The organism is Sphingobacteriaceae bacterium (assembly GCA_016715905.1).
Taxonomy (GTDB): Bacteria; Bacteroidota; Bacteroidia; order B-17B0; family Aurantibacillaceae; genus Aurantibacillus.
Map to the genome: position 1 here is coordinate 308550 of JADJXI010000005.1, position 12590 is coordinate 321139.

General features: G+C 35.2%; 10 protein-coding genes. All 10 read right to left on the reverse strand.

The features are described from left to right. Positions 1-30: 30 nt before the first annotated feature. A complete protein-coding gene (locus IPM51_09190) occupies positions 31-1038 on the reverse strand; it encodes a T9SS type A sorting domain-containing protein (GenBank protein ID MBK9284480.1) in 1008 nt (335 codons plus the stop codon). A gap of 6 nt (positions 1039-1044) precedes the next feature. Next, on the reverse strand, positions 1045-2751 hold the full coding sequence (locus tag IPM51_09195; protein MBK9284481.1) for an aryl-sulfate sulfotransferase: 1707 nt from the start codon (positions 2749-2751) through the stop codon (positions 1045-1047). A 65-nt stretch (positions 2752-2816) separates the two neighbouring features. Next, entirely contained in the window at positions 2817-4493 is a 1677-nt protein-coding gene (locus IPM51_09200) for an aryl-sulfate sulfotransferase (GenBank protein ID MBK9284482.1), read from the reverse strand. Positions 4494-4499: 6 nt separating this feature from the next. Further along, positions 4500-6170, reverse strand: a complete 1671-nt coding sequence (locus tag IPM51_09205) for an aryl-sulfate sulfotransferase (protein MBK9284483.1) — start codon at positions 6168-6170, stop codon at positions 4500-4502. 101 nt (positions 6171-6271) lie between these two features. Next, a complete protein-coding gene (locus tag IPM51_09210; GenBank protein ID MBK9284484.1) occupies positions 6272-6580 on the reverse strand; it encodes a LytTR family transcriptional regulator in 309 nt (102 codons plus the stop codon). A 13-nt stretch (positions 6581-6593) separates the two neighbouring features. Next, positions 6594-6962, reverse strand: a complete 369-nt coding sequence (locus IPM51_09215) for a response regulator (protein ID MBK9284485.1) — start codon at positions 6960-6962, stop codon at positions 6594-6596. Beyond that, on the reverse strand, positions 6959-7993 hold the full coding sequence (locus IPM51_09220; protein MBK9284486.1) for a histidine kinase: 1035 nt from the start codon (positions 7991-7993) through the stop codon (positions 6959-6961). The genes IPM51_09215 and IPM51_09220 overlap by 4 nt, the downstream gene beginning before the upstream one ends. Positions 7994-8117: 124 nt before the next feature. Then, complete coding sequence (locus tag IPM51_09225; protein ID MBK9284487.1) at positions 8118-10538, reverse strand: carboxypeptidase-like regulatory domain-containing protein; 2421 nt, start codon at positions 10536-10538, stop codon at positions 8118-8120. Between the two features lie 14 nt (positions 10539-10552). After that, entirely contained in the window at positions 10553-11230 is a 678-nt protein-coding gene (tsaB, locus tag IPM51_09230) for a tRNA (adenosine(37)-N6)-threonylcarbamoyltransferase complex dimerization subunit type 1 TsaB (GenBank protein ID MBK9284488.1), read from the reverse strand. Further along, a complete protein-coding gene (locus IPM51_09235) occupies positions 11231-12571 on the reverse strand; it encodes an efflux RND transporter periplasmic adaptor subunit (GenBank protein ID MBK9284489.1) in 1341 nt (446 codons plus the stop codon). Positions 12572-12590 lie beyond the last annotated feature (19 nt).

The window sequence follows — 12590 nt, forward strand, 5'->3', positions numbered from 1 at the left end:
GATAAGTGATTTAAAGAAAGCCGATTCACATTAATTTTTAATCAACTTAGTGTGAAAATATTGGTTTTGACTTCCAAAATAAATCTGATAAACGCCATTGGACAAATCAGAAATATCAATATTAACTGAATCTGTTAATTCATCTTCGATCTTTATTTCTTTTACTAATTTCCCACTGATGTCTACAATAGCTAAAGTACCCGAATTTTGATTGGGTTTAATGATGTTTATATAATCAGAAGCCGGATTTGGTGAAATTTTTAAACGGGAGAATTGTATTGAGTTTTCGGAAATACTGGCCGGTGGTGCCATGCAGGCAGTGCAACTAGAAAAACATACAGTTGGTAAAATAGTATCGGCTTGTAAATTATGAGTTCTTAAACTACTTGTAGCACAGGCGCCCGGAACAGTTTCCGTAGTGCCGGCATTATTACCATTATAATACTTAAAGGATTGTACTCCCGTATTCAAATAAGCAATAATTTCATATTTGGTTCCATCTAAGTTAGTTAATCTGGTTGTGGCCGGATCATTTCCCTGATAAGTACTTCCTAAATGCACGCCGGTGGTTGGAACAGGAGTAGCGTATTGCATATCCACTACATAGCGTAAAAGAGTTTTACCGGCCGGTGAATTCTCACTAAATTTTACTGCTCCTAAAAAAGAAGTGTCATTTTGGAGAGAGTCAACAAACATCCATCGATTGTCATTAAAATTATAACCTACTCTTGCTTTTTCAGGTACAAATTCTACTTCATAACTCTGATCGCCGTTAACAAATTTGAATTCATATTTTTGAAATGCTGGCAAAGTAACAATCACAGTATAAATAGTTGTTGCACCAACTTGTGTCATTAGGATGGATGCCGGGTCGAAGTTTAAGGAATAGCCTGCCGCTACCTGAAAATCACCCATTACATGAATACCATTTGGGCTAATTGTATAAGAACCCATATCTACTGCAAATTTTACTTTTTTCGCTGAAGCGCTTCCAAAAATGAATAGCGCGAAAAGAATTAACCAGTTGTGTTTTTTCATTTTGTTTTATTTTATTAAAGTTATTTTTTTAGTTATACTATTTTTTTCAGCGGTTATTTTGCAAAAGTACAGGCCGTCTGAAAAATTACTTAAATCAATTTGTTTAATATTTTCTCCGTTATAAATTCGTTCACCTCCGATATTAAAAATTTCAACGCTGTACTGGCTTAAATTTTCCATGGTAATATTTAATAAACCGGTATTAGGATTTGGATAAAGTTGCAGTGTATTTAACTCAGCAGTATGATCATTAATACCTACAGGTTGAGGAGGAATATAAGTGTATTTATAACCGGGCGAAAATTGGTATTCGCATGTATTAGGGTCGGTAATACGCAGCACATAAATTCCGCTTTGATTTGGAAGTATCATAGGGCTGGTCACACCAAACAATAAATTTCCGTTTAAATACCATTGGTATTCCGATGCCACAGTGGTGGTCGTTAATAATCCACCGGAGTTATACACGATAGGTTGGGGCAGGGGCTGATTATTAATGTAACAAGCTGAATAACGATGTGCTTGTGGGGAAAATCCCGGTCCAACATAAGTTGACCAAATAATTGTTCCTGCGGTATCCACCTCCCAAATATTTCCGGTAGTAAAACACATCATTTGATTTCCATTTTTTAACTGTTGGGAATTACTGTAACCCGCAATTTGAACTGGCGACATATATCTTTTGCTGGCATTACTAGGAGTGAAAGCAGCGCCCGGACTTATAGTATAATTGTAATTTGTTCTAGGCGTTAATACTTTATCTACACAAGTTCTTGCACTTGGTGTTGTAACACCACTTATATTTAATCCTACAAAATAACCGGCATCAACAGAACCTTCCGGTACCCAATGAGAATCGTGAGGTGCATCTAATATTTTTGGACCAACAGCTTGATAAGCTGCAGGGTTTCCCCAACGGTAAAGGAAATCGCCACCCTTACCGGAATTTCCACCGCTATGCGTAGCCGCTTCGGCGGTTGAAGTGCTGTGATCAATAATATATATCTCATCTTTATATCTCGAACTAAGTGCAATTTGATCAAGAACCGGATTGTAATCTATTCCATTCATATGCATTAAATCGTACTGCACATTGAAATTTATATTCAGTAATTCAGGATGATCTACAATGCTGGGCTGATAATTTGCGCCTAAAGGGTTAACATTTTGCACTAGGTGATCCCACATGTCCCATTGCCAAACAATATTCCCCGTAGTTAATCCGGTAGGTTGTACCTCCATCACTTTTTCATTGTAAAAATAGGCCGGGCCGGTTAAAGTACCGCCTGCAGCTGCGAATTGCATTGGTGTTTTTACTTCAGCAACCATTACTAACACATTTCCATTAGGCATGATGGCAATATCGTGGTGAACGCAATAGGTAGAGGTTGAATATTGCCAGTTCCAAATCAAATTTCCGGCATAATCCCATTTTTGAACGTGTGAAAACATTCCCCCATGAGCGCCCGGTATGGTATAGGCCGTTCCACAGGTTCGCACTAACACCCCTCCGGGCTCAAGGTATTGAGAATATCGGGTGGGTTGATTGGTTACCCATGTTTTTACAATAACACCACTGGTATCAATTAATCGAACTAAATTCGATGACCGAAGGGAATAAACGGTTAATCCTTCTTGTTGTTGCGATTTTACTTTGTTTGTAATAAGTAAAGCTAAACTTAGTATGAAAATCCTTTGTAAATTTTTTATCATGTATTATTTATTTAGTTAAAGTTAATGTAAATAAAATAAATGTCAAGCGAAATCTAATTAAAATCTTACTTAGTGACAGAAATCATTTTAACAAAACTCCCTTTCACGTTGGAAATAATGTGTAAAAAATACAGGCCGCTTTCGTAAGTTGTTAAATTTACACTTCCTTCATTTTTCCCACTTTGTATTAACGCGCCGGTAATGCTTATCAGTTTATATTCAAATTCCTTCAATTCCGTTTCAATGAAGATTTCCCCGGAAGTTGGATTTGGATAAATTTGAATGAGATCGTCAATTTTTTGTTCAGCTATTCCAATTGGAGCACCATATTGAAATCCGGGTGAATAAACATATACACAACCATTAACATCCGTGGTACGTACTACATAAATTCCGGCTTGTGCTGGCGTGTAAAGTTGATTGGTAGCACCTGAAATTAAATTTCCGTTTAAATACCACTGGTAAGTAACGCCTGTAGTGGACTGCAAATCATTACCTACCAAAGAAATACTAGGTTGTGCCGGCGCCGGATTTGTTAGATAACAGGTAGTATAACGATGTGCTTGCGGACAGCTACCTAATGTGCTTTTAGTCCATAATGTATTTCCTGCGGCATCAATTTCATAAATACTTCCAACCGTAGCTAAACAAATCATGCGGTTTCCATTCGGATATTCTTCAACGCTTCCCATATTGCTGGTATAACCGCTTGATTGATGACGGTAAACATAGGTAGATGGACTAAATGCAGATCCTAAATTAATTGTATAATTATAATTTGAGCGCGGAGGCACAATTTCATCGGCACAGGTTTTATTACTTGGAGATGTTACACCTTTATTATTAACGCCGGAAATATTTCCGGCATTGCTAATTCCTTCAGGAATCCAATGGGCGTCGTGAGTAACATTTAAAATAGTTGTGCCGCTTGCCTGATAAGCAGCAGGATTTCCCCAACGATATAATAAGTCTCCGCCTTTACCTGCATTTCCTCCGCTGTGACCGGCAGCTTCTGCAGTTGTAGTGCTGTGATCAATAATATACCATTCATTTAAATTATGCGAACTAAATGCTATTTGATCTAAAATGGGATTATAATCAATTCCGTTCATATGCAACCAATCTTTCTTAGGTTGATAATTGATATTGAAAAGCTCGGGATGGTTTACTATCGACGACTGATAAGTGCTTAAGGTAGGTGTTACGTTTTGTACTAAATGATCCCAAACTTTCCATTCCCACACTACCTCTACGGAATTAGAACCGATAGGCTTTAATTCCATTATTTTTTCAGATTGCATGGAAGTTAAGGTAGACGTTGATCCAACGTTGGCAAGGTGATTGGCATCGCGCACATCATAACAAATCACCAATATATTACCATTTGGTAGAATACAGTGATCGTGATGTAAACAATAAGTGGCGGAAGAATAGACCCAGCTCCATAGTAAATTACCGTTATAATCCAGTTTTTGTAATTGTCCGGTCATACCGCCACCGGTTAAAACATTGGACGGATAACGACAAGATCTCACAAAATCGCCGCCGGGCATAAAATGCGTAGAGTATCCAGTACCCACATTAAATGTATATGTTTTAATATTTACACTATTGGTATCAATCAAGTATCCGGTTGTAGAATTGGTATTGCTGTAATACGTATAACCATTCCATTGTTGCGCGAGGCCATTTAAATGAATGATTAAAAAAAGCAGAATTAGTTGCAGTAATTTTTTTGGCATAAAGATTTATTTTGAGATGATTGTTTTTGAATAAATTGGTTTGTGATTGTTTAATTGTATTTGTATAGTGTAAAGACCTTCATTTAATTCAGACAAGTCAATATTTTGTTCATTCAATTTTTCATAAACAAGTTTTCCTAAGCAATCAAAAACCCGAACACTAAGTGAAATAATTTTTGGACCAACAATATTCAATTTAAAAATTCCATTATTTGGATTTGGTATAACCTGAACATTAAATGGATTTATTGTTTTTTCATCTTGGGATAATACAAAAGATGTTCCTTTTGAATAAACATAAACGCAGCCGTTAATATCAGTCGTTCTCACTACGTATATTCCATTTCCTGAGGGGGTATAGCTTTGTGAATTAGCACCGGAAATAAGCGCTCCGTTTTGGTACCATTGATAAGTTGTGGCGGAAGTAGATGTTAACTGATTGCCGTTAACCGTTATGCTGGGTTGCGCAGGTGCGGGATTATTCACGTAACAGGTTGAGTAACGATGAGCCTGAGAAGATTTAGCTCCGGTTGAAATAGTAAAAATAGGTACACCGGCAGGGGTGAATTCATAAATTTTGCCGGGAATAGCTAAACAGATGAGTTGATTTCCATTGGGTAGTTGTTCGGCGCTTCCTTCATTGCTGGTGTAACCAATTCCGCTTAATCGATCTGAATAAGAGGCAGGTTGATAGGCAGCACCTGCTGCAATGGTGTAATTATAACCGCTTACCGGTGGGATTACCTGATCTACACAGGATGAAGTAGGCGAGATCCCTTGATTATTGAATCCAACCATTCTTCCCGCATCGGGATGACCTTCCGGAATCCAATGCGCATCGTGAACTACATTAAATATTTTGGTTCCGGTAGCCTGATATACCTGAGGATTTCCCCAACGGTATAATATATCCCCGCCTTTGCCACTGTTGCCTCCGGTATGACCGGCAGCCTCGGCCGAGGTGGTGCTATGATCAATTACATAAAATTCGTGTAAGTTATGCGCGCTTAAAATTACTTGGTCGAGCATGGGGTTATAATCAATTCCATTGCAATGCATCCAGTCTTTTTTAGTATCGTAATTAATATTAATTAACTCCGGATGATCAACAATGGATGTTTGGTAATTCGCCTTGGAATTATCCACGTTTTGTACCAAGTGATCCCAAGCATGCCACTCCCACACTATACTTCCGGTAGTTGCCCCGGTTGGTTGAATTTCTACAATATGATCAGGCCACATGGTTGTTAATGTAGATGGCCCCCCTGCTGCAATAATTTCACTTTGTGTTTTTAATTCATAGGCAATTAATAGAACATTGCCATTGGGCATAGGACAATGATCGTGATGTGAATAAAAGGTATTTGATGAATATATGTAATCCCAAACTAAATTATCATTGTAATCAACTTTCTGAATACGGCCGGACGATCCTCCTCCTGAAAAAACAGCGTTATTTTCTTTCACGCTTCTAACTAAAGTGCCGCCCGGTGTTAGGTAGGACGAATATCCTGTTCCCCCAGATAATCCGCTCCACACCTTTACGTTTACATTGTTTGTATCTACCAAATAAGCTGATGTAGCATTTCCATTACTGTATAAAGTTAACCCCGGCCATTTTTGCGAATAAAAATACCCTGTGAAAAACAAGGCGATTAACAGAAATAAAGCTCTCATAAACAAATTAAATTAAAGTTAAGTAAATGTAAATAAAAAAGCAGATTAATAAATAGAAAAGCGGTGAAATTACTAAAACTTGAGGTGTTTTAGTCTCTAAATTAGGTGTTCGAATTGAATTTTATTTTCAGGTCACTCTCGTAATTAGACCCCACGGGAAACTCCAATTCATTCACAAATGCACATTTACTTCCTATTCTAGTAATGGCTTTAATCGGTAATACATAAGACCGGTGTATGCGTATAAATTCTTTTTCAGGAAGCATGGCCTGAAGTTCTTTTAAGGTTATCCTAAAAAGTTTAGGCTTGGCGGCAATAAAATGAATTTTTACATAGTCATCGTCCGATTGAATAAATTTTATTTCACTTAAATATATTTTATGTATAAAGTGATCGGCTTTTAATTGAATAAATAAATTAGTTTCAGCAGATTTTTGAAGTTAAAGTGCGTTTTACCTTTTTTAGGCTTTCATCAAATCGTTCTTGTGAAATGGGTTTGAGCAAGTAATCTACAGCATCCAGGTTAAAACCATCAATAGCGTAATTGCTATAGGCTGTAGTGAAAATTACGGGAATCTGAATGTTTAAACTTTTATAAAATGATATTCCATTTTGAGCAGGCATTTGAATGTCCAGAAATAATAAATCAACCGGTTGACTAAATAGAAATTCCTTGGCTTTTTGCTGATTAGTAAAAGTTTCTATCAAATCAACGGCGCCTGATCGATTACTCAATCCCTGAATAACCTTTAAAGCCAGGGGTTCATCGTCTATGGCAATTGCCTTGATCATTTTAAGTGAATAATGAGTTGAAGATAATAATTATTATTTTCTTTGCGGGTCGTATACGAATACTTATTGTTATATAATAAGTCTAATCTTTTTAAGGTTGTCGCAATTCCAATTCCTCGGTTTTCATCTAAGTTTTCCGATAAATGAATAGGATTAGAAGTTTGTAATTCAATCTTTGAATCGTTAGCAAGAATTTCAATTTTTAAGATATGATTTTTTTCAGTATCCATTCCGTGTTTAAAAACGTTTTCAATAAAGGGTAAAAGCACCAACGGAGCAATTTCATTTTCTGCACCGATATTTTGACGATGATAAATAAGCTGAATATTATTACTTAAGCGCAATCTGTTTAATTCAATATAACTGTCAATGTATTTTAGTTCTTTACTCAAAGGAACTTTATCTTCTGAAGTTTCATAAAGTACATAACGAAGCATTTCTGATAAGTTCATAACCGCATCGGAAGTTTTAACGGAGTTGTCTAATGACAACGCGTAAATTGTATTTAAACTGTTAAACAAAAAATGAGGATCAATTTTGGATTTCAACAAATTAAGTTCACTTTTTAATTTAGCTTCGGTGGTTTCTTTTAATTTAATTCTACTTCTAATCAAAAAAGAAAGGAAAATGGCCGCGAGATAAGGTGGTATGAATTGAAAAATTTCAGCAAGAATTTTAAGCTTTGGCACTTTTCGAATACCGCCCCGAAAATCTATTTCCGTGCGAGATATATGTCTGTTATGATGACCAAATATTTTTAAGTAATAAATGGCAAACGTACAAATCAAAGCTGCAATACTTATTAAACAAAGTACATAAAGTACAGCTTGACTTTTTTCATAAATCTTCGGTATAAGAAAATAATAATGGAAATAAAAAAAGGCGAGTACACAAGCACTTACAAAGAATGTTTTTTGAAAATGTATATTATGAACAAAATGAAAGTCGAGTGAAAATTCGGGATGTAATATGCCCGGTAATAATAAATAGCATATACTAGCTGCAATGTGCCAAATTATGGATTTATTCATTGTCGTTATCACCTCATAAAATTACATTATAGTTTGAGATAAGGTGAAGTTAAGCCAGGTTTTTGAGGTGAAGAGATTCTAATTTGAGGTAAAGAAAGTACAATATTAGGACAGGTTAGATGCTTTAAAATGCAAACCCAAGAGCTAATTTCACCACTAAATTTTGCAGGGGTTCTTCATACTCGTAGTTTCCGTATCTATAAAAGCAACCAACACCAAAGGTGCTGAAATTAGATTTGAACAGATTTTTAATCCGAATTCCGGCTTCGGTATAACCTTTGCTCATGTCGTTCAATTCTACAATTCTTAATTGAGCTTTGTTATTTAAATTTCCTATCCCGTAATTGTGAACCAATTCAAGCTCTGGATTAAATTTACTGCCTGCTTTAAATAATTTCCCCGAATTCCAACATAAAAAAATGGAAGCGTATTCAGAACTGATAAATTCATTAAGAAACATCGTTTCAAACGTGTTTTCAATACTCAACGAAAAAACTTTAACACGGGAACCTGTGTTATTGTATTGGTAAGAGTAGGGGACATCTCCAAATACTTTACCGGCTTGAATTTCGTAAGAAAAGTATCCGCGTATTTTATTTTGAATTACCTGATTTATCTTTAGATCGATTTTGGAATAGTCAAATTCCCCTTGATATACATCTATTTGTTCAGGTATACTTTTTGTAAGATTCAAATAGATGACCGGCCATTTATTTTGAACGGGCATTAATTTCCCAAAATTTTCTATGTATTTTTCTCCGGGACTAAATCGGAGCTGAATTCCTGCGGTGTTGTTCACGAATTTATATGCGCTTGGCAAACTATCTTTTTTAAAACCAAAGTCAGAACGTCTTTCTTTCACTTTTAAAAAAGCGTTTGTGCGAAGTACGGCAAAAGGCTGCAGTTGAATTTGAAATGCAGCGGAGTTAACTTTATCCATTTTTTCAATTAATAAAGCTCTTAATTTTTGAGTATTCATTAAAGAGTTGTTTTCTCCAAAATAAAATGTACCTGCGCTTTCTTCAATGTCAGAGAAAACTTGAGCCTCCATAAAATTTCGTTTATGTTTATCTAAATTTATTCTTAAAAAAGATCCATATTTTAATTGTTGATCTATAAAACCGTATCCTCCATAACCACCAATGCAAATCCATCGTGATATTTTATCGGAAGTGCTTATTCCCAATCCTAATCGGGCTCCTTCGTATTGATTTATTCGAAGAATATGCATTAAATCTAAATTAAAATAGCCAATAGGAAGTTTGCCATTTATTAAAGTATTTAAAAAAATCATTTTCCGATCGAGGTTAGCTACTTTGCCAATGCTGTCAATTACTTTATAAGATTCCTTCTCTTTTGAATTTAAAGAATCCACACGATGTGTTTGCCAAAATAATTCATCTTTGCTGTGCGCATTTTCATCGGTGATAATCTGTACACTTTTGTTTTTAAATCGAATGATGGAGTCTAAATTTATTTCATTTACATAAACTTTACTAACTCCTTTTATCACGGTTGATTTGTCGCTTTGATTTTCCGACAAATTCACAGAAGACATTAATAATTCTGAATTAGACTGAACAGGAAACCAATGAGTAGAGTCAATTTGCTTATAAGTTTGTTGAATTTTTATTCCGGCACTATTCTTCTCTGTTTCTGCCGGTTCGGCCTGCACCTTATACAAAACATGATGTTTCAAGTTAATGAAAAGTACTCCACGCATGGCTTTAAAATGAATTTTCTTTTTGGGCTGAAAACTAATTAATAATATAGTGTCTTTATCTTGTAGCAAAGTATCTTTTAAGTAAAAGTTATATCTTTTAAATGTTCCCTTGATTAAGGGATTTAAATATTTAATTCCGATTAATTCAATGTTTTCATCATAAAAAGTAAAGGATTGCAATTGCGTAGCGAAAGCGCCAAATGGAGATTGCTTTAATCCTGAAACTTTAGACGCCAGAATTTTTTCCTGATGTTTGTTTTTATAATTGTATTTTTTTTCAGTAACAGATTCAATGAAAAACAAATAATGCCTGTTCAGTGTTTTTGTCATTTCGTTAGGCTTCATTTCTGAATAAAAATTTTCGTTTCCGTTTTTATCTGATAAGGTAAAATACGTTTTAGCGTAAGTGTTGCAGGAATAAAATGGATAATTAGCAATATCGTACTTGGGCATGTTTTTGATTACTTTTCGAATTATTTTATGCGCCGGATTTTCACCGGGTAAAATAACCACTTCATTCAATCCTATACCATCCGGTTTGAGTGAAACGATAATTTTTTGGTTCAAATTTATTCCTTGTAATGCTATGGATTTTCGTTCATAACCCAACATCCGAATGTGAAGGCTATCACAATTACTTATTGCAATGCTGAATTTTCCATCTGCGTCACAACTTAAGCTGTTTTTATTCTTATCACAATATACTAATGCAAATGATACAGGAGAATTACTTTTTGCCTCAAGAATTACACCAGTTAAAATTTGCGAAGTTGAATTATTAAAGATGTATAAGAAGAGATGTAAAAAAAATAATTTTTTCATCCGCATAAAACTATTTATTTCTTAAATGTGGTGTAAAATTCTTTCATGTAATTCGGAACAAAATAGGCGGTATCTTCAAATTCTTTTTGTTTGAATTTACTAAGTGCTAATTCCACCATGTTTTCGGCTGAAGGCACTATGTTTTTTAGAAAAGATGCATTATCAATTTTTTCCAATACAGGTTGAAGTTTCACCATGCCATCCCCAAAAAAAACAATGGGTTTGTTCATTTGAAAAAAACTAAAGTTTTCGTCAGTAACAATTTGCGCACAGGGCGAAATAATTTCTTTTAAGTTAATGTCGTAAATTGCTGTGTACACTTCCTGTCTTCTGGCATCTAACATCGGGCAAAGCAGTGTTTCTTTATCTGTTTTTTTTAAAACAGACACCGACAATGCTTTTAATGTGTCAATTGCAATTAATGGAATTTGTAAAGCAAATGCTAATCCTTTGGCTGAGCTGGTGCCTATCCGAAGTCCGGTGTACGACCCGGGTCCCTTGCTAATGGCAATCGCATGCAGTTGTGAGGTTTGAATATTTGTTTCTTTAAGGATTTCCTGAATGAAAACATGTAAATTTTCGGCGTGTGTATAACCGGTGTTTATTTCTTTAGTGGAAAGAATTTGGTGTTCATGACTTAAAGTAACTGAACAAACAGTTGTAGCAGTTTCTATGTGGAGGATGTAAGGCAATTAAAGTTCACTTTTATATAAATCCTCTTTCTTCACTAATTTAACTTTGCTTCCTTCTTTTAATACTTTAGATACAGCACTATAAGGGCCACAAATTACTTCTTCATTATTTTCCAATCCTTTTTTAATTTCTATAAAATCATTATCTTGAATACCTGTAATTACAATTTTCTGTTTTACTGTACCATTAACCATTACAAAAACAATCTCCGCCAATTTTTTTTCTGCTTTTTGTTTCGCTTTTTCTTCTTTTTCATTTTTTACTTTTGCTGCCCATTCATCCTCCTCTTTCATTTTAAGTGTATCTGCATTTCGGGTAGTTACGGCTTGTATTGGAATAGAAACTACTCGGTTAACACGCGTAGTTTGAATATCAACACTGGCACTCATACCCGGGCGAAAGGGTACAGGATTGCGAGCGGTAATTAAATAGCTGTAAGAATCACGTAAAAGGCGGATTTTCACCACAAAATTGGTAACCTGATCAATTGAAATGCCGTTGCTATTGGAGGAATTAGCAATTTCAGTAACAACACCTTTGAATTTTTTATCCATATAAGCGTCAACTTCAATTATAGCAGTATCATTTTTGTGTACTTTGATAATATCATTCTCATTCACTTCAACACTCACTTCCATTTCATTAAGGTTGGCCAAACGCAAAATCTCTGTGCCTTGCATGCCACTAACGCCAACCACTCTTTCACCTTTCTCTACACTTAATTTAGAAATGGTTCCATCCACCGGAGCATAAATAAATGTTTTTTCTAAATTGGTATTCGCTTCTTTTAATGAAGCTTCGGTACTTTGAATATTGTATACACCGGCATTTACTCCGGCTTCCAAGGCGTCTACATTGGCTTTAGCAGAAGCGTATTGAGCTTTGGATGCATCAAATTCCATTTGAGAAATTGCATTTTGCTCTAAAAGTTTTTTATTTCTATTAAAGTTACTTTCGGCATTTATTAAAGTGGCTTTGGCTTGTTCTAATTGAGCTTTAGCAGTGCTTAGGTTTGCCTTAGTGGTATTAACCGTAGCATTCATTCGGTCTATAGCGCTTACATATAAGTCTGGTTTTATCCTGCATAATAAGGTTCCTTTTTTAACGGAATCACCTTCTTTAACCAACATTTCTGTTATTTCACCACTTACATCACTGCTGAGTTTAAGTTCAGTTTCAGGTTGTATTTTACCGGTGGCTGATACAATTTCAATAATATCTCGGGTACCGGCTTTTTCGGTGTAAATTTCAATGGGCGCTGTGCCTCTCATCACCTGAACGGTAATAATAAGAACAATTAATGCTACGCCAATGAGTATTATCCAATAGAGTTTTTTCATACTAAATTTAGCAATCTGT

What these genes read in the sequence shown, in the direction of transcription:
- IPM51_09190 (MBK9284480.1), bottom strand. Translation starts at nt 1,038, where the DNA reads ATGAAAAAACACAACTGGTTAATTCTTTTCGCGCTATTCATTTTTGGA.
- IPM51_09195 (MBK9284481.1), bottom strand. Translation starts at nt 2,751, where the DNA reads ATGATAAAAAATTTACAAAGGATTTTCATACTAAGTTTAGCTTTACTT.
- IPM51_09200 (MBK9284482.1), bottom strand. Translation starts at nt 4,493, where the DNA reads ATGCCAAAAAAATTACTGCAACTAATTCTGCTTTTTTTAATCATTCAT.
- IPM51_09205 (MBK9284483.1), bottom strand. Translation starts at nt 6,170, where the DNA reads ATGAGAGCTTTATTTCTGTTAATCGCCTTGTTTTTCACAGGGTATTTT.
- IPM51_09215 (MBK9284485.1), bottom strand. Translation starts at nt 6,962, where the DNA reads ATGATCAAGGCAATTGCCATAGACGATGAACCCCTGGCTTTAAAGGTT.
- IPM51_09220 (MBK9284486.1), bottom strand. Translation starts at nt 7,993, where the DNA reads ATGAATAAATCCATAATTTGGCACATTGCAGCTAGTATATGCTATTTA.
- IPM51_09225 (MBK9284487.1), bottom strand. Translation starts at nt 10,538, where the DNA reads ATGAAAAAATTATTTTTTTTACATCTCTTCTTATACATCTTTAATAAT.
- IPM51_09235 (MBK9284489.1), bottom strand. Translation starts at nt 12,571, where the DNA reads ATGAAAAAACTCTATTGGATAATACTCATTGGCGTAGCATTAATTGTT.